14 protein-coding genes and 1 pseudogene are annotated in these 18,418 nt (G+C 45.6%); 10 read left to right on the plus strand and 5 right to left on the minus strand.

What is annotated here, in order from left to right; genetic code table 11:
- The 8 genes from PSI15_RS02250 (at position 1) to rnk (ending at position 9,134) form a co-directional block, all read left to right on the plus strand.
- Positions 1 to 2,028, plus strand: coding sequence for a type VI secretion system Vgr family protein (locus PSI15_RS02250; RefSeq protein ID WP_273582115.1), 2,028 nt, complete (start codon positions 1 to 3; stop codon positions 2,026 to 2,028).
- Between the two features lie 2 nt (positions 2,029 to 2,030).
- Entirely contained in the window at positions 2,031 to 2,819 is a 789-nt protein-coding gene (locus PSI15_RS02255) for a DUF4123 domain-containing protein (RefSeq protein WP_273582116.1), read from the plus strand.
- A gap of 15 nt (positions 2,820 to 2,834) precedes the next feature.
- The gene (locus PSI15_RS02260) at positions 2,835 to 4,661 is read left to right on the plus strand and encodes a lipase family protein (protein WP_273582117.1); all 1,827 of its coding nucleotides are present in this window, start codon (positions 2,835 to 2,837) and stop codon (positions 4,659 to 4,661) included.
- 10 nt (positions 4,662 to 4,671) lie between these two features.
- Entirely contained in the window at positions 4,672 to 5,436 is a 765-nt protein-coding gene (locus PSI15_RS02265) for a hypothetical protein (RefSeq protein ID WP_273582118.1), read from the plus strand.
- 86 nt (positions 5,437 to 5,522) lie between these two features.
- Positions 5,523 to 5,954: a hypothetical protein gene (locus PSI15_RS02270; RefSeq protein WP_273582119.1), complete on the plus strand. Its 432-nt coding sequence runs from the start codon at positions 5,523 to 5,525 to the stop codon at positions 5,952 to 5,954.
- 96 nt (positions 5,955 to 6,050) lie between these two features.
- Positions 6,051 to 6,830: a hypothetical protein gene (locus tag PSI15_RS02275; RefSeq protein ID WP_273582120.1), complete on the plus strand. Its 780-nt coding sequence runs from the start codon at positions 6,051 to 6,053 to the stop codon at positions 6,828 to 6,830.
- 452 nt (positions 6,831 to 7,282) lie between these two features.
- Positions 7,283 to 8,518: an alanine racemase gene (alr, locus tag PSI15_RS02280; RefSeq protein WP_273582121.1), complete on the plus strand. Its 1,236-nt coding sequence runs from the start codon at positions 7,283 to 7,285 to the stop codon at positions 8,516 to 8,518.
- Positions 8,519 to 8,723: 205 nt separating this feature from the next.
- Entirely contained in the window at positions 8,724 to 9,134 is a 411-nt protein-coding gene (gene rnk / locus PSI15_RS02285; RefSeq protein ID WP_273582122.1) for a nucleoside diphosphate kinase regulator, read from the plus strand.
- Positions 9,135 to 9,184: 50 nt separating this feature from the next.
- Here the strand turns inward: rnk and pmbA are convergent, their stop codons facing one another.
- Positions 9,185 to 10,528, minus strand: coding sequence for a metalloprotease PmbA (pmbA, locus tag PSI15_RS02290; protein WP_273582123.1), 1,344 nt, complete (start codon positions 10,526 to 10,528; stop codon positions 9,185 to 9,187).
- Between the two features lie 198 nt (positions 10,529 to 10,726).
- On the opposite strand from pmbA, the gene yjgA reads away from it, so the two are divergent.
- Positions 10,727 to 11,263 carry a ribosome biogenesis factor YjgA gene (gene yjgA, locus PSI15_RS02295; protein ID WP_273582124.1) on the plus strand — a complete coding sequence of 179 codons (537 nt, stop codon included), beginning with the start codon at positions 10,727 to 10,729 and terminating at the stop codon, positions 11,261 to 11,263.
- A 237-nt stretch (positions 11,264 to 11,500) separates the two neighbouring features.
- Here yjgA and tnpA read toward each other — a convergent pair whose 3' ends face one another.
- The gene (gene tnpA, locus PSI15_RS02300; RefSeq protein WP_273582125.1) at positions 11,501 to 11,875 is read right to left on the minus strand and encodes an IS200/IS605 family transposase; all 375 of its coding nucleotides are present in this window, start codon (positions 11,873 to 11,875) and stop codon (positions 11,501 to 11,503) included.
- A gap of 40 nt (positions 11,876 to 11,915) precedes the next feature.
- On the opposite strand from tnpA, the pseudogene PSI15_RS02305 reads away from it, so the two are divergent.
- A pseudogene (locus PSI15_RS02305) lies at positions 11,916 to 12,050 on the plus strand (helix-turn-helix domain-containing protein); the annotation flags it as partial.
- A gap of 193 nt (positions 12,051 to 12,243) precedes the next feature.
- On the opposite strand, the gene tldD reads toward PSI15_RS02305, so the two are convergent.
- From tldD to yhdP, 3 genes are read right to left on the minus strand one after another with little or no spacing between them, the layout of a single operon-like run.
- The gene (tldD, locus tag PSI15_RS02310; protein ID WP_273582126.1) at positions 12,244 to 13,689 is read right to left on the minus strand and encodes a metalloprotease TldD; all 1,446 of its coding nucleotides are present in this window, start codon (positions 13,687 to 13,689) and stop codon (positions 12,244 to 12,246) included.
- Between the two features lie 18 nt (positions 13,690 to 13,707).
- Positions 13,708 to 14,556 (minus strand): deaminated glutathione amidase, encoded by an 849-nt coding sequence (gene nit1, locus PSI15_RS02315; RefSeq protein WP_273582127.1) that lies wholly within the window; start codon positions 14,554 to 14,556, stop codon positions 13,708 to 13,710.
- A complete protein-coding gene (yhdP, locus tag PSI15_RS02320) occupies positions 14,553 to 18,416 on the minus strand; it encodes an AsmA2 domain-containing protein YhdP (RefSeq protein ID WP_273582128.1) in 3,864 nt (1,287 codons plus the stop codon). Before yhdP ends, nit1 begins: the two co-directional genes overlap by 4 nt.
- Positions 18,417 to 18,418: the final 2 nt, after the last annotated feature.

The raw sequence follows: 18,418 nt of genomic DNA on the forward strand, positions 1-18,418 counted from the left end.
ATGAATATCATGAACGGGTTAACGGCGGCCAAAAGCGGATTACGCTTTACATTTCAGATAGCGGGCCTGCCTGAAACCACCTTCGCCGTGGGCGAGTTTTCCCTTCAGGAAGGGTTATCTGAACTGTTTACCCTCAATCTGACGCTGGTTCAGTCTCTGCCTGAAAACCCCTTTAAGCCAAAGCCGGAAATCGATTTAACCGCCCTATTAATGCAGGAGGCGGTGTTGCAGGTGTTTAACGGCACAACGCAGCAACGCAAAATTACCGGCATCGTCTCCCATGCGGACTGGGCAGGCACCGACGGCAATAAAACGCTTTATACCGTGACGGTTCGGCCTGCGCTCTGGCGCCTGACGCTCAATCAGGAGAGCCGGATTTTCCATCAGCAGAATGTGCCTGCCATCCTGAACAGCCTGTTGAAAAAGCATAAAGTCCGCGCTGATTCGAAACTCTACGATCCCCATCAGGACCGGGAATATGTGACCCAGAAGCGGGAATCGGACTATGGGTTTTTCAGCCGATTGGCCGCAGAAGAAGGCATCAGCTTCTGGTTTGAGGATGAAACAGCGTTTTTCAGCGACAGCCATCTGGGAATGACCGCGGGGCTGCCGCTGCTTTACCAGCCCCAGCCGGAAACCGCACATGGGACAGATACGATTTATCAGGTGCGGCTGGGCGTCGGGATGAGTCCGCAACGCAGTTTTCATAAAGACTTCAACCCGGAGAACCCGCGCTATCACCTCTCCCATATGCAGAGCAGCGAAGGTTTCCGCGATTTCGGCAGCCAAGCCCCCTATACCGTATTTGAAAGTTACGGGCGTTTTCAGAAAGATGCCGCCGCCAAACCGTTTCTCAAATACCGCCATGAAGCGCTGGATAACCAGAAAAAGACCGGCAGCGGCCACAGTAACTGCATCAAACTGATGCCGGGCAAAATTTTTGAGATAAAAAGTCATCCACACAAACCGCTGAATGCCCGCTGGCAGGTGGTCGGTATCAGCCACCACGGGCGCTGCCCGCAGGCGCTGGGCGATAACCGTGGTGAGGGCACCACCCTCAGCAACCATTTCAGTTTTATCGACGGCCTTGCCGACTGGCGTCCGCCTTTCCACTACAAACCGCTGGCCGATGGCGATGAGACAGCAATGGTAGTCGGGCCGGAAGGGGAGGAAATTTTCGTCAATAAAGATGGCGCAATTAAGGTTCATTTCCACTGGAACCGCTATGACCCGCCGGATGATGGCGCTTCCTGCTGGGTTCGCGTCGCACAGGGCTGGAACGGCAACGGCTTCGGTTTTATGGCGATCCCGCGTATCGGGCAGGAAGTGATTATTTCCTATCTCAACGGGGATATTGACCGGCCAATCGTCACCGGCTGTGTCTACAACGGCCTGAACCGCCCACCGTTAGACTTACCTGCCCAGAAAACCCGCACCACCTTCAAGACTAAAACCCATAAAGGCAGGGGCTTTAACGAACTGCGCTTTGAGGATGCGAAAGGCAGTGAAGAAGTCTACATCCACGGCCAGAAAGATTTTACCGCCCATATTGAAAACGATGCTTACTGGCATATCAAACATGACCAGAAGAGCCGTATCGATAACAACCGTTACCACGATATCCGCGCCGATGACCATCATCAGGTGGCCGGTTCACGCAAAATCACCACTGAAGGCGATGTCTCCCACCGGATTGCCGGCAGCCAGCATATCCAAACTGGTGATGCCTCGGTAATTGACAGCGGGCAGGAAATCCACCTGAAAAGCGGCGGTAAAGTGGTGCTGGAAGCGGCGGCAGAAATCACCCTGAAAGTGGGCGGCAGTTTTCTGAAACTGACACCGGGCGGGATTTTGTCTTCACCGATAAGTGTCGGGCAGGGTTCAGCGGGTAGCGGGCGCGGGATTTCACTGCAACTGCCGGAGGGCGTGGAGCCATTGCCGGAAGTGGAATTCCCGGCTCACCCATATTGCCCTGAACTGGCACAGCAGGATGCTAGCCCGGTGATTAAACCAGCCAAAAAGAAATAATCATGAAAATGGAAGACATAATGATCGAAACGCCAACAAGCTGGCAGGCATGGTTGAGTGAATCCAATGATGCGCCGGTGTTTTTTATCCTCAACTCGCTGGCAACACCCAATCCGGTCGAACATTTTTACCGGAATGACTGGGTGGAGCAGGCATTTCCGCTTTATAGCGGTACACCGATGCGCAAGATGCTGAAACAAAGCCCGTGGCTGGTACAGGCTAAACCCCGCCAGTTATCCCAAATAGGCATGATGTTAGATCGCCATGCCATCAGTGACAATAGCTGGGGCTGGGCTTACCGCAGCCGCGAATCGTGGCAGGAACAGCTTGCCCACTGGCAACGGCGGCAACTGGTGATGATGGACGGCGAACAGGTACTGTTCCGTATCATGGACAGCCGGGTCTTTGGCGCGATGGTGCCCGCCTTCACGCCCAGTGACTGGTCACTGATGCTGACGCCCGTCACGGAACTGATGATCGATATCCCGCAGCCGATACGGTTTTATCGTCCCGAAGCCTGCGGAGAAGGTAACAGTGAAATTCCCTTTATTTTAGGAGAACACCTGCTGGCAGTCTGGCTACGTTCTCCCTACGGACTGAAAGTGTTAATCAGTTCACTTTATTGTGATTTATGGGAAAACCACGGTGATATAGCGAAACAACTGGATCAACCCAAGGGCAGTCTGGAATCACAAATAGAGCAGTGGCTGCGACAAAAACTAGAAGCAGGTCAGTATGTTGAAAAAATCTCCAGTCAGGATTATCTATTGGCGATGGAACAAGAAAAATAACAGGAGCGGTTAATTATGAGTAACGAAAATTCGATTTATTGTCATGATTGTCAAAAGGTATTGAAACACTGGGTAGAAATTCAATTAGTAGATGAACATAACAAACCCGTCGTAAATATGCCCTATACTCTTCACAATCGCCGTGATGTCCGCAAGGGAATGACTGATGGCAATGGCTTAATCCGTGAAGAAAGTCTGACAGCTATTCCCTTAATGTTAGAAATAGCTGCTCAGCCTTTAACCGATGAAATGGAACAGCGGCCACTAAGGATAAAACGCGGAGAAGAACACTCTACTGTCAGGCCAGAAACTGAATCTGCCGGGCACCTTTACCGTTATGTGACTATTGGGGAATTGATAGATAGAATGCCAAATATTGAAGGATGGGAAGAAGAAAAACTACCTGCCTATCATTTCCCTGAACGTTCAATAGTAGGAATCAGTATTGAAGAAATGGACTCCCGTCATATAATAGAAGTTTGCCCATTCCGGGCTTGGTCGTTGTTATTGCATCACCAAAGAGATTATTCTTTGATTAATGCTTATAATCAGGGATTGATGGCTGTTTTAGTTTATGCGGATCTACTGAAAACTGGAGATGATGAAAATAAAAAGGGTATAGGTTCTATCTCGCACTTTTTTACAACGCAGCTCTTAGATTTATCACATATACCTAATCGTATTGAAGATAACCAATTTGAACCAATTGTCTATGATGTTCCTTTCAAAGATCGCTATACTCATGTGGAATTCATTGATACTGAAGACAATTTGGATACCCAGATGTTTTATGTAGCAAACAAAACCGAGTTAATTATTAGTTGGCGTGGAACAGCCAGTGGGACAGATGTTTTGACTGACCTTAAATTTAAACCAAGATGGCTTAGTGAAAATGATTTTGTTTCAAAAGGAAAAGTTCATAGTGGTTTTTGGAATGCATTTATGGAGGTAAATCATAAAACTGCATTATTCGATGTTGATAATGATAAACAAGAGATGCCTGTACTAAATGGCATAAAAGAATTAGCTTTAGGGAAAAAGCTATTTATCTGTGGTCATAGTCTAGGAGGTGCATTAGCATTCCTTCATAGTTCTCAATTAAGATATTACAATCCTTGCCTATATACATATGGTATGCCTAGAGTATTTACTTATAGTGCGATAGAGGAAATTGGAAATTTCATCCATTATAGACATGTCAATAAAAATGATCCTGTCCCACGTCTACCATTTGAAAAAGACATGGATAATTATTTATTTAAATTAGGATTAGATAATTTAGGGTATTCATCAGAAATAAAATCAACTATAATGCCATCCGAACTTGACTCCTTATACAAAACAAAGTCAGAAGAATTATATTTACATCATGGTAGAGTCATACATTTCCATGATATGCACCACATTGAGCCAGTATCCGAAAATACAATAAATTTTATTGCCGTTGGCAATCTCAAAAGAGATATATTCAATTTTTATTCAGCCCCTCATTTATTACCATATGATGAATCAAGCCTATATTATTACCCTGATAATGCACAACCTATAAATGCACACGGAATAACTCCACTAGCTCATCTTAGTGGCAACTACATTAAGAGGATAAAAAATAAACTAATAGAATTATGCATTCCTGAACAGAATAGAATTTATAAAGAACACATGGATGATTTTAAAAAGAAGAAAGATGGCGATAACATGCGAATAGGGAAACATTCACTATCGTATCCGTATTTCATAAAGTTAGAAAAAGAATTAGAAAAATGCTTATTTTCCAATAAGAAAAGTGAGGTGGAGCAACGTGCCATCAATATTTATACACATCATGTAAAGATCAAATAAGGGATAAAACATGAATAGAATAAAAATATTAACTATTATTATGTTATCTTTACCTCTGATTGGATGTGATGGGGTTTTAGATGAAAAACTGGATAAATATTCGCCAATCAATCCACAAAATGGAGGCCAATTTATTATGGTATCCAATATCTCTCCATCATATACTAAAACTCATATTACTGCTAAGTACATATCCGATAAATGTACCAGAACGCATTATAATTCAAGTTTTCGTCCTACTGGAAAAGACAGGAGAACAAGAGAAATTAAATGGGATTTATCAGATCAAAATGGTCAAAGATTTGAAACAAAAATTCCTCTTGGTGGAGGTGGTTGGTGTCAATGGGAATTGAGTGAAATCAACATTGGGCTTGCTTATACTCAGCATCCTCTTGCGACAAAAGATACAAACTTTTATGTAAGTGCTATATTAACTGTTTTTATAAATGATGTCACTATAAACCCAAATTATAAAGAAAAATATGAATATAACAATATAAATTACTCTCCTGTTTTCCATACAGTCTATAATAATTCTATAAATTTCCCTTCAATTATATTTTCATCACCACAAAATAAATACAAATATCGCTTATGGATAAAAAAAGGAAATAATGGCTATATTAATTACAATCCAAAAGTAGATAAATTAAAAATCATAAAAAAAACATATGAAAAAGGAGAGTATATTATTGAACATCAAAATATAGAAATAAAAAACAGAACAAATATCGATTCTGATAAAATAGATAAAATGATCACTCCCGAAAAATAGTAGGAGCGCATAGGGAAATTCTCTTTTATTATTTGGCTCATTCTAAATTAAAAAAGGATGAGCCTTCCAGTATGGAAAAGGTTAACATGACAAATAGAAATATTATTTTTGGGGCATTGGTTATATTATCCACTAATGCTTATGCCTCTGAATGGTCTATTGATATTGGTTGTTTTACTTCCAGTGGTAAAAAACCAATAAACATAAAGTTATCTGATATGTATTTCAAAAAAGATAATGCCAGACTTGGTTATGTTAAGTATGAAAATTCCCATATGGCTATACCAATTGCTTTGGTTAAGGAATATTCTGAAATATTAGCTGAGGATAGGCCATATCAGTATACAACTGTATGGAATGAAATGATTCAAGGAAAATTTAATGGTTCGTATACGGTTATTTCACAGGGAGCAAGATACTATGGTCTTACATATATAAATACAAGAGGAAAACAAGTAGATTTTGAGGAAAATTTGTCTGCTTATGACGCAGAAAGAAAAGATTGTATTTGGAAATAACGACCTTATTTAAATTTTTATGTAATCGCTATTTCATGTTAAATGTGACCGCTTAGGCGGTCATTCTGAAATAAGAACGAGAAAAACAATCGACCCATGAAATTTCTCTATAATAAAGGCGCATTATCCTCCCTGCTTGCTGTGTTTTTCATACAAGGATGCGCGAGCGGATCATTCTCTCCACCGATTAATGGCGAGCATATTCATTTTACGGCAACGCTGCCTGATGAATTGGATGCCTTACCCATTTCAGCCATGTATCGTTCTAAAATTTGCCGTAAAGAACGCCGAACCGCGAATATGAAGTCCTATTCTGTGCCGGGTTTTTATCATACCACCTACCCGCTATCCATCGGTCATTCAAATCAAGTTGAGATCAATGTCCCTAAAGAAGGGGGAGGGAAGTGTGATTGGAAACTGAGTAATATCACTTTTGAAGTGAAGCTGAAAGATACATCAACAATTGCGCCTCTTATTGAAAAAAACTTTGGATTTGATACGACATTTGTTATTGATGGTAATGCTCCACAAGTATTCGATGGTGGATATATAAAAAAAACAGGTGATTTAAATGAAGAAATTACTCTATTTCCTTTACTAAGTGAGTCGTTTTTAGTGGGGAGGGGGAAATCATTTAACTTGGTAGGAAAATATGATGTTATGACCTATAAGATGGTTAATGGCAGAAAAATTCATCTTAGTGTCTTATATGAAAAGAATTTTTTAACTCACTGGCAGGGAAGAAAATATAAGGGCGCTGATACATCACTGACTTATCCTGATGGAACAATAATATACAATGGTGATGTAATACCAGACTTTGATAAATTAATGCGTATTCTTGAATCAAGAAACAGCAAACAGACTAAGATGTAGTCATTCAGTCTTAATCTGACAAGCGCCCACTTTGATTTAGTGCCTGTCAGATTAAGCTATAAGGAAAGCACAGAGTGAGATCACGAATGTTATTTAATCAGTATTAATCCATTCGACCCACGAGTTTCGCCATATCCACTGCCATTGATCATTCACCTTTTTTGGTGATAACAGATTTTGACAATAGCAAAAAACAAGTCATTAAAACTGACAAAAGATAAAAAAACCTTCATATATCCTGCCTGTAAACCCTTCTCCAGCTATAAAAACAATCGGCTCAAACCATTAATCCAGTTAATCATACTGACTATTTATAAATAGCATCAGATTAATAATAAATGTTAGCTTTCAATAAGTTAACCATGTGAAATATATTAATAAAAAACTTATCATCAAGGGGAGTTTACGTACCGTGCATTGCACACATCAATCCTAAACTGGAGATTTACTTCATGCGTTTTAATAAAACTACACTGGCTATCCTTCTTGGTCTGGGTCTGTTTCAAGGTGTTGCCCAAGCAGCACCTGTGCTCTCTTTAGATAACACCCACGCAGAAAGCATCGCAGCAACCAATAACGCTTGGGTTGAAATCAATGCCACCACTTTCGAAAATAATATCCACACATTGCAAAAAAAACTGAACAAAGGCACCAAAATGTGTGCGGTTCTGAAAGGTGATGCTTATGGTCACGGGCTTGGCCTGTTGATGCCATCCATCATCAAAACTGGCGTGCCTTGCGTCGGGATCACCAGTAATGAAGAAGCGCGTATCGTGCGTGAAAGCGGCTTTAAAGGGCAACTGATACGTGTCCGCACGGCAGACATCGCTGAAATCGAAAGCACACTGGGCTATGAGATGGAAGAGATGATAGGCGATCTGGATCATGCTAAAGCCATTGATGCGCTGGCCAAAAAACACGGTAAAGAAATTCACGTCCATCTGATGCTGAACACCGGTCTTATGAGCCGCAATGGATTGGAAATGAAAACGGAGCAAGGTAAACAAGAAGCGCTGGAAATCACTCAGTTGCCTAACCTGAAACTGGTCGGCATGATGAGCCACCATGCGTTCACCGGTATGGATGCCATCCGTGACAGTATTAAAAATTTCCAGGAACAAACTGCCTGGTTGATCAAAACAGCCGATCTGAAAAGAGATGAAATCACGCTGCACGCATCAAGCTCTTTTGCCTCACTTAGCATTCCTGAAGCTCAATTCGACATGGCTCGCGTTGGCAGTGCGCTGTACGGCATTCTGACCACCAGCCACCCAGAATTCAAGCCATTGATTGAAGTGAAAACCCGTGTGGCTTCGGTGAAACCTTACCCTAAAGGTAATGGTGTCGGTTACGACAACACTTTCATTCTGAAACGGGATTCCAGGCTCGCTAACTTACCGGTGGGTTTCTCTGATGGCTTTAGCTCTACCCTGTCAAACAAAGCCTATGTCCTGATCAACGGTCACCGTGCTCCCATTGTCGGCAGCGTTTCCATGAACACCGTGATGGTCGATGTCACCGATCTGCCAGACGTGAAGAGTGGTGATGAAGTGGTTATTTTCGGTAAACAAGGCAGTGATGAAATCACTCAGTCTGATATTCAGAAGTGGGGCGGCATGCACGTTGTTGAGTTTTCTTCCATTTGGGGAGAAACCAACCCACGCATCGTCGTGACCACAGATAAATAATCCACGCCCCAAAATGATGGCAGATTGTTCTTTTCCTCCCTCTGGATAAGCTTTGTTTCATTAGCAATGCAAAACAGTTCGTGATCATGATCTCTTTATTTTCACGACAGAACAGCCTAATATCAGTTAAATTACTTTGAAAATAACACCCCTCTCCTTGCGACGCGGGGTGTTATTTTGTATTGAGTCTAATTTGGAGTGTGGTATGACAAAACCTAAAATTATTATCAATGAATTGGATGCCGAACGCTTAGATTCTCTGTTGGAGCAATCTGCATTTGCCAATACTCGCATCGCTGATGCCTTGAATGAAGAATTGGATCGTGCCGAAATCGTGGCTCCGGCAAATATTCCAGCCGATGTTGTCACGATGAACAGTGAAATCCGCTTTATTGATCTGGGCAGCCATGAAGAACGTGTCCGTACACTGGTTTATCCCGCTGCCCTGCAAGACAGCACCCAACATCTGTCCGTCATGGCACCTTTGGGTGCGGCGCTTTTGGGTCTGCGGGTCAATGATGAAATAACGTGGCAATTGCCAAACGGTGAAACAACCCGACTAAAAGTATTGGAAATACTGTACCAACCCGAAGCCGCAGGGGAGTATCACCGCTAATTCTCAGCCAGCTCAGTGACACCGAACTGGCGGCTGTTGATTGAGTATCCCTATTGACCGGCGATACTCATTTCCGGCAGCAACACCGAACCACACTGAATATTGCTGCGTGTTTCGATATCATTGCCGATTGTCACCATATTTGCCCACATCTCTTTCAAATTACCGGCAATGGTGATCTCACTGACCGGATATTGGATCTCGCCATTCTCGACCCAAAAACCGGATGCGCCGCGGGAATAATCCCCTGTCACCGCACTCACGCCCTGCCCCATCAGCTCGGTAACGAGCAAGCCCGTGCCCATTTCACGCAGCAGGCCGGCAAAATCCAGCCCCTGCCCGGCAATGCGCCAGTTATGAATGCCGCCTGCATGACCGGTGTTCACCATGCCCAACTTACGGGCAGAATAGGAAGTCAGCAGCCAAGTCTGCAAAATCCCTTCTTTAACAATGTCACGTGAGGTGGTACGCACACCTTCGCTGTCAAAAGGCGTTGAAGCCAATCCACGCAACAAATGAGGCTGTTCTTCAATCGTCAGCCATGAAGGCAAAATCGGTTGGCCCAGACTATCCAGCAAGAAAGAAGATTTACGATAAATGCTGCTACCGCTGATCGCACCCACCAAATGACCGAACAACCCCGTCGCCACTTCTGCCGAAAAAATAACCGGCGCTTTCATCGTGGATAACTTACGTGCCCCCAAACGGGAAAGTGTACGGCGGGCGCACTCCTGCCCCACCCACTCCGGTGATTGCAGCTCGTCAAAATGGCGACCGAGGGTATAGGCATAATCGCGTTCCATATTGCCATCTTGCTCGGCAATGACACAGCTCGACATAGAATGGCGGCTTGAACAGTAGCTTTGCAGCATGCCATGACTGTTACCAAATACCCGAATACCATAATGGCTGTTGAAACTGCCGCCTTCCGTATTGGTAATGCGCTCATCTGCCTGCAACGATGCCTGTTCCGCACGGGCTGCCAACTCAATGGCCTTATCGGCATCCAGATCAGCGGGATGGAAAAGATCTAACTCCGGGGCTTCAAACGCCAATAATTCTTTATCGGCTGGGCCGGCATAAGGATCGGGGGAGGTATAACGCGCAATATCAATAGCAGCCTGTACCGTGCGGGCAATCGCCTCTGGGCTAAGGTCTGTTGAGGAAGCGCTTCCCTTGCGCTGCTGGTGATAAACCGTGATCCCCAGTGCGCCATCGCTGTTAAACTCAACATTTTCGACTTCACTAAAACGGGTGCTGACACTAATTCCCGTCGTTTTATTGACGGCGACTTCCGCCGCATCACAACCGGCTTTTGCTAATTCCAGAGCATGGGCAACCGCATCTTCCAGTTGCTTACGCTGCTGTGCGATTTGTTGATTGGTAACTATCATTAATTAACCGTAATCCAATGAATTAAAGGGAGAATTCGTCAGAAAAAATGCCTGCTTCCGGTTCGTGATACGAATGCCGGGTGGTAATCAGACAATTTTCCCAGTTACAATACGCAATATTAGGATGTTAACACCCACCGGACGATAGGTCATGCTGCAAAACGTACCTTATCCGGCCTTTTTAGAAGGAAAACAATTATGGCAAAGCAGCCTGAAGATTGGCTCGACAATTATCCTGCTGAAGAGGAAGAAGAAGAGATAATCTGGGTCAGTAAAAGTGAAATCAAGCGGGATGCGGAAATACTGAAAAAGTTGGGCGCAGAACTGGTTGAACTCAGTAAAAACCAACTGGAGCGAATCCCACTGGATGAAGATTTACTGGCCGCCATTACGCTGGCGCAGAAAATCAAACGGGAAGGACGTCGCCGTCAATTGCAATTAATTGGTAAATTATTACGTGCCCGCGATCCTGAGCCGATCACCACGGCATTGGATAAACTGAAAAACCGTCACAACCAGCAAGTCGTTATTTTGCATAAACTGGAAGAACTGCGTGACAAACTGCTCGACAGTGATGCTGCTTTTGAAGAAGTTATTGCACTGTATCCACATACTGATCGCCAGCAACTGCGCGCATTGGTGCGTAATGCGAAAAAGGAGAAGGCAGCCAATAAGCCACCTAAATCCTACCGGCAGATTTTCCAATATCTGAAAGAACTCTCAGAATCCGCTTAATCCTCCTATACCGCCATTTCATTAAGAACTGGCGGTCATTTCCCACTATTCCTTCCTTTTCATGATATTAGCTGGATGAAGTTAACATTCTGGGTTAAATGTTATGGGTTGGTAACAAAAATAAGATAACTTTATGCTTTAATTATTTTCATTCTATTTCCCGACATTCACTCAGCATTTGTCTTATATCCCCGCCCGCATTGGGCGAGGATATAAGGCGTAAAACGCGACAGCGGCTTAATCTGGGGTCGCCTGACTCTCCACATACGCCTTTAACGTTTCAATTGTTGCACCGCCAGCAGTGCAAGCGAAGTATGAACGTGACCACAAGGCGGAGCTTTTACTCTGTCTTGTAAGGTGTGTGTTTTGTAGTCGCAACATGCGAGATGAAACAGCGTTCAAATTATTAACTATGACGCTGATTGAAAGTTTGGGGGGATATGAGATCAGCAAATGAACATGCTCTTGTTCGCCGTCCATTTCAATAAGCTGACACTCCAATTTTACGCAAGCAGATTCAAACGCCTCTTTCAACTGCTCAATCATGACACCCGTAAAAATCTTTCTTCGATATTTCGTTGTGAACACCAGATGTACAACTAGTTTGCTCACACTATGCCTTTATCCAACACAAGAACAAGCTGACTTTTTAATGGCTCAGTTTGGTGCTGTGCGTTTTGCGTATAACAAAGCTTTACATTTAAAGTCCCATATGTACCGCAAGCAGGGTGTCACACTGAACCCTAAGAAAGACATAAAACCCCTACTTGCGGCTGCCAGGAAATCATTCAGCCAGTGCGACAACCGCCAGAAAACAGCAATTAATGGAATAAGGAGCCAGAAACACGGACTTCAAAAAACATAGCCTTCACGCGTATGCCAGCCAAGGCGACGAACCTGCTTTTTCGTCATGTCATGGTCTGGTAACGCGTGATGACCTTATTCATTCTATTTGCTCAAGAAAAGCGCCCCAAAAATTATCAGGCCGTTCCGCCGACGGTCAGGCTATCCAGTTTCAGGGTCGGTTGCCCAACACCTACCGGCACGCTTTGGCCTTCCTTGCCACAGACACCGACCCCTTTGTCGAGCGCCAAATCATTGCCCACCATGGAAATTTGCTGCATGGCTTCAATACCAGAACCAATCAGGGTCGCCCCTTTGACTGGCCTGGTGATTTTGCCGTTTTCAATTAAATAGGCTTCGGACGTCGAGAAAACAAATTTACCCGAGGTGATATCCACCTGACCCCCACCGAAATTCGGTGCGTACAGCCCTCGATCCACACTGGCGATAATCTCTTCTGGCGTGGAACTCCCTGCCAGCATGTAGGTATTGGTCATCCGTGGCATCGGCAGGTGGGCATAGGATTCACGGCGGCCGTTGCCGGTCGGCGCCACACCCATCAGGCGGGCATTGAGTTTATCCTGCATGTAGCCTTTCAAAATGCCATTTTCAATCAGCACGTTGTATTGCCCCGGTACCCCTTCATCATCAATGGCCAGTGAGCCACGGCGCCCTGCAAGGGTGCCGTCATCAACCACGGTACACAGTTCTGATGCCACTTTTTGTCCAATCTGACCTGCGAAAACAGAGGTACCGCGACGGTTAAAGTCCCCTTCCAGACCATGCCCGACCGCTTCATGCAGCAGCACGCCCGGCCAGCCGGCACCCAATACCACAGGCATGGTGCCCGCAGGGGCGGCAACCGCCGACAAGTTGATCAGTGCCATGCGTACCGCTTCGCGCGCAAACTGCTCAGCCAGAACCTGACCATCTTCGGTACGCAGGAAATAGTCGTAGCCATGACGAGCACCACCACCACTGCCGCCACGCTCACGCTTACCCCCTTCTTCCACTAATACACTGACAGAAAGGCGTACCAGTGGACGGATGTCCGCTGCCAATGTACCGTCCGTCGCCGCGACCAGGACTTGTTCATAAACACCCGTCAGGCTGGCATTGACTTCCTGTACACGAGGATCTTCCGCGCGTGCAATGTGATCCACCCGATGCAACAACGCAATTTTTTCTTCCCGACTCATACTCTGCAAAGGATCAACGGTCGGATAAAGTGCCTGATACGCCACTGCACCTAACGTATGCGCAATGCCATTACCCGCTTCCCGCACAATGCTGCGCGCAGCCTGGGCGCTTTGCTGTAACGCATTCAATGTGATTTGATCTGCGTAAGCAAAACCCGTTTTTTCTCCACTGACCGCGCGCACGCCGACCCCCTGATCGATATTATAGGAGCCATCTTTGATGATGCGGTCTTCCAGTACCCATGTTTCATGATAACTGGATTGGAAATAGAGATCGGCATAGTCCAGACGACGTTCCGCCAATTGACCCAGTACAGAAAATAAGTCTTGATGATTCAAATTATTAGCAGTCAGCAAACATTCACTGACATAAGTTAAACTCATATTGATTACTCTTTTACTTTAATTTGTATTCTTTTTTATCAAAGAAGTCAGTTGTGGACGGAAGCGATTGTGTTTCACCACTTTGATCTGCTCACGCATGTGAATCAAACTATCCCGACGGATATTAAGCTGCAATGCGCTGACGGTCAGAGCATTTTTCTTGATAATTTCTCCCCAACCACTCACCGCCATGGTGTGTCCCCAGGTTCTGCGCGTACCGTGTACGCCAACTTGTGCCGGTGCCAAAATAATACATTGGTTCTCGATGGCACGGGCTCTCAGCAATGGCTCCCAATGCGCCTTACCGGTCAAGCGGGTGAAAGCAGCGGGGACAGAAATCAGTTCCGCACCCTGTTCACGCAAGGCCTGAAACAGTCCCGGAAAACGCAGATCATAGCAGATCGTCATCCCCAAGCGCCCCACGGGGGTATCAACCACGGTGATATGTTCCCCACGCTGGTAGATAGCGGATTCATTATAGGCACCGTGTTCATCGTTGATATTGACATCAAACATGTGGATTTTATCGTAACGGGCTTGAATTTCTCCTTGATCATCAAATAACAGACTACTGCTTGTGATACGAGTGGGATCTTCCCGGCTGACCATCGGCATAGAGCCAATCAGCAGCCAAATGCCGTAACGTTGTGCTATCTCGCTCACGGCCTGCTGCATTGGCCCGCTTCCTTGCGTTTCTGCCTGTGCGCGGTAGGTATCAGCATCAGCGAACAACAGCGCATTTTCTGGTGTCAGAACCAGTTTTATGCTTTCTGGCAGTTGCTTAATCTGTTGCTCAATCTGCGCTAAATTGTGTTTAACATTCGTCCCACTGCATAATTGTAAAAGTGCAACATTGACGTTTCTCATGGCCCTTTATTCTCCTTAAGCTGACGTAAAACTTCATCAATTTTAGGCTGTTCGAGGCTGCCCGTTAACCGATAGCGAATCACCGATATCTTGTGCCATAAGGGTCTTAGTGCTTTTGTTGCGGCAAAAATTGCCGCTCCAGCCACAGGGTTGACCGCAAAGGCCGCCGCAACGCCCACCGTTGTCGAAATCTCCGGCGTGATGACCAGTTCCATGCTAATCTGGCGCTTAACTAAATCTGTCTTCCCTGCCGCATTGATGTCCGCCGCCAATCCATCGATGAGAAAGTTATCGGTATACATGACACCCTTTTTTATCGTTGCGTCACCACGAATGGAATCAAAATTGAAATCATTACTGAATGTGTCACTGAAATCCAACTGTAATTTACGCAACAACGCATCAAAACTGATGAGCCTTAATAATTGCCCGGCTCTGCCCCCGCCCAGCTTAGCGATGGCACCTTTTTTCATGTCTGCGGTCAGCGTTCCATTCAGTGTTTTGAGATCAGGCTGCCACGGGACATTTTGCCAGTTCAAATTAAAATCAAATTTGAAAGGCGCATCCACAATCGGCACGATAAAACCCAGATAAGCGGCCATATCGTCGAATTTTTCGCCTGATAACTGCCCTTTAATATAGCTATAGTTTCCGGTACGGTTTTCTCTGGTATTGCTTTCATACCAACGGCCAGAGAGTGTCAACTGTCCAACACTGTTCGCCACTTGCCCGTGGGTCAAAACCAGAGAATCCCCTTCCGGCATAATCGAGCCAGAGACTTTGCCGAGTTTTAATCCGCCAACCCAGCACTCTGCGCATTTGACATCTAATACAGGCCAACTGTTCAAAGCATAATGCGGTGCAGGAGCCTTATCTGACGCTGGTTTTTTGTCATCCATCGCCGAATTTGTCGCAAGCCGGGGATCATAATAAAGATAATCAATGGATGCCTGCATCGGTTTATTCTTTTGAATCAAAAGATGACCATTAATCTCTTTCCCCTTTGCACTCACTTGGATTGCACCATTTTGTTGAACAATATTGAATGTGAGTTGATTCCAGCGCTGTCCAGCCAGATCCAATGAAGGCAATGAAATTTCAAATACATTTGGCAACAGCCACGCTTTACCCTCCGATGATTTCCAACGCAGAGGAGCAAGCAGTGCCAATAACTTTTCACCATCAATGGCCGGTAAGTTTAGCGCCAACAACGATGTTTTCGGCAGAGCAGGCAGCCCATCGCCATCGGTAGAAAAAATACCCCGTTGCAATCTGGCGTGCGTTTCTTCCAGCCTCCACTGCGTATTGAACGCATACCGCTTACCCATTAATCCGTTGACCCGAAGTTGGTTGATATCCCCTTCGGCATGGAGATTAATCTTATTCCATTGCCTCAGCGATTCTGTGTCCAGCGTGGGTAATTTACTGTTCAGACGTGATAAATCTGCATTAAGCGCAACACGATATTGCAGGCCTTTTTTTGCCGGTAACTCATTTGCCGATGACTGATCAGAAGGCAGCAGAATATTCACATCTCCCTGCCAGTTCAGCGTGCCAGATAGCGTGTTCCGGATCTCCACAGGAAGTTCCGGTAATGCTTTTGCCGCCCAATGTGCATCCAGTTTCACATCGACCTGATAATGTTTTGCCAAGTCTTGGGTAGAAAATTTCAGCGATAAGGGATTGCCCAGCCAATTAGCGGATAATGCTTCACTGTTTAACTGACCATTATCAAAGCGAAATTTGCCATTAAGGTGCGCCATCTTACTGTTCAATGGCTTAATAAACAGATGCGTATCTTTCAGCGCGACTTCTCCGCTCGCTGCAATGTCTCCATGCTGCAAGGGGATGTTCAGGTGGAGCTTACCCTCTACCCGACCATCAAGCTGTAAATTCTCTAACGCGCGACCAATCGTATCCGCCATCGGACTTTGATTGAAGTAATGATGGATACTCTTCCCATCCCCAAATAATGCCGCATCAATAAACAACTTATGCTTGCCATAATCGGGGATCACTGCCGATACTTGAGTCGCCTTTACTTTTCCCAAATGCGCGTTCTGTGCCAGCATCCACAACCCGTTATTCTGGAAATTCAGATCAATATTCAAATTAAACAGCGCCGGCCAATTGGGTTGGTATTGAAAGGTTGCCTGGCTTACGGGCACAAGCACCTGAAATTGACCGTTGTTCTGTTTAAACGGGAAATCATGAGGGTCACCGCGAAAAACCAACGTCGCATTATCGACCTTTCCCTTAATCAAGGAAGCAGTCAAATAATCTGTCAGAGATTCCCCCATCAGGGTTCTGGGAAAATAGCGCCATGCTTCACCCAGATCATGAGCCCGAATCCCAGCTAACATAGCCAAAACAGGGGGTTGGTTGTGAGGTTTCTGGTAATGGAAATTCCCATTGATCCAGAGCGACCTGGCCTGCAAATCCAGCCCTTGACTCCACACCTCCATGCCATTTTGCCCCTTTCTCCAGGCGATCTGCCCTTCGCTGCGGGCAATATCCAGCGGAGCCTGAAACATATTGCCATAGTCAATGGTACTGTTTTTCAATGCAAAATTGACATTTCCCCACTGCTTATTACCCGCTAACTTGCCACTGAAATGGCTGATTGAAGGCAGTTCTTTCCAATGTAACCAGCTGACATCCCGCCATTTCAGGCGAACGCCCATCTCATCGGGGAGCGCGGGGGTGATATCGAGGGCAAAGTGATCGATCATGCCTTTCGGCTGTCGGTGCTGCCAATCCTTGACAGTCTCTGATGTCACAAAAGCGGGTGTCATAAAAGAAAGTGTCGGCAATATTCCGTTCAAATATTCAAGCCGGATATTTTCGGCTCGAATACGCCAGTGATCGTTACCCTGATATTCGTGGGACTGCTTGACATACAGGGTCGAGAGCTTGCCCTCTGGCCACGGTTGATCGTCAGTTTTCAGGCTGGCCAGATTGGGGACTTCAAACAACCACCCTTCGCCCTGACGGCGCATCTGCACCAGAAAATCACTCACGGCAAGTTGATGTTTTTCATTGCCGACGTGCCAGTTGACGCCACCGTGCCTGAGCTGCAAACGCCCGCTATCAATTCGCCCTTCCTTCAAGGTAATCCAACTGGCTAAGCTGAAATGGGCATTCTCCAAGCCGGTGTTGTCCTTTAACCAACGACTTAACCACAGCCGCATATCGATATCATCAGCCTGCAAATAAACCGTGCCGTTATCCAGCATTCCGTTGCTATCTTTCAGGTCAAATTTCACCTGCACAACCCCTTCTTGCCCATTAATCGAAGAGAGGTTGACGCTGCCTTGTGCCCGATGGCGGTTATCTTGATTCAGCCACGTTAATTGCGGCAATCGCAGATCGGCTTTTTCACCCGATGGGGTCAAAAAGGTTAAGCGGCTGTCATGCAGGTCAAAATGATTGAGTTGTTCGAGAAACAGCGTCGAAAGGCTATCTGGCTGAGAAAGCCGATTTTCGCCGCCTTCGCTAAACAACGCTTTATTGTAATTGACCTGAAGCTGGTAAAAAGAGAGATCACGAAAATGCCAGCGCCGTTGTAACAGGGAACGCCAGACATCCAAAGCAAGGGTGATCTTTTTAGCATGAATATCGACATCTTCCGTTTTCGCACTGATATCACGAATTTCCAGACGGGGGCCAAACGTTTCCCAATGACCGTTGATATCCCCCATCTTGACAGGAATGCCCGTCACGTCAGCCATTTTTTCGGCTAATTGCTGACGATATTCATTGATATGTGGCAGGAAAAAACGTAACCCGCTGACAAGCAAAGCCACAATGATAATGACTATTGCGGCTGTCGCTAATAATATCCCCGGCAGTCGCTTCACGC

The organism is Xenorhabdus sp. PR6a, assembly GCF_028599065.1.
Lineage (GTDB): Bacteria > Pseudomonadota > Gammaproteobacteria > Enterobacterales > Enterobacteriaceae > Xenorhabdus > Xenorhabdus doucetiae.

What these genes read in the sequence shown, in the direction of transcription:
- PSI15_RS02250 (WP_273582115.1), top strand. Translation starts at nt 1, where the DNA reads ATGAATATCATGAACGGGTTAACGGCGGCCAAAAGCGGATTACGCTTT.
- PSI15_RS02255 (WP_273582116.1), top strand. Translation starts at nt 2,031, where the DNA reads ATGAAAATGGAAGACATAATGATCGAAACGCCAACAAGCTGGCAGGCA.
- PSI15_RS02260 (WP_273582117.1), top strand. Translation starts at nt 2,835, where the DNA reads ATGAGTAACGAAAATTCGATTTATTGTCATGATTGTCAAAAGGTATTG.
- PSI15_RS02265 (WP_273582118.1), top strand. Translation starts at nt 4,672, where the DNA reads ATGAATAGAATAAAAATATTAACTATTATTATGTTATCTTTACCTCTG.
- PSI15_RS02270 (WP_273582119.1), top strand. Translation starts at nt 5,523, where the DNA reads ATGACAAATAGAAATATTATTTTTGGGGCATTGGTTATATTATCCACT.
- PSI15_RS02275 (WP_273582120.1), top strand. Translation starts at nt 6,051, where the DNA reads ATGAAATTTCTCTATAATAAAGGCGCATTATCCTCCCTGCTTGCTGTG.
- alr (WP_273582121.1), top strand. Translation starts at nt 7,283, where the DNA reads ATGCGTTTTAATAAAACTACACTGGCTATCCTTCTTGGTCTGGGTCTG.
- rnk (WP_273582122.1), top strand. Translation starts at nt 8,724, where the DNA reads ATGACAAAACCTAAAATTATTATCAATGAATTGGATGCCGAACGCTTA.
- pmbA (WP_273582123.1), bottom strand. Translation starts at nt 10,528, where the DNA reads ATGATAGTTACCAATCAACAAATCGCACAGCAGCGTAAGCAACTGGAA.
- yjgA (WP_273582124.1), top strand. Translation starts at nt 10,727, where the DNA reads ATGGCAAAGCAGCCTGAAGATTGGCTCGACAATTATCCTGCTGAAGAG.
- tldD (WP_273582126.1), bottom strand. Translation starts at nt 13,689, where the DNA reads ATGAGTTTAACTTATGTCAGTGAATGTTTGCTGACTGCTAATAATTTG.
- nit1 (WP_273582127.1), bottom strand. Translation starts at nt 14,556, where the DNA reads ATGAGAAACGTCAATGTTGCACTTTTACAATTATGCAGTGGGACGAAT.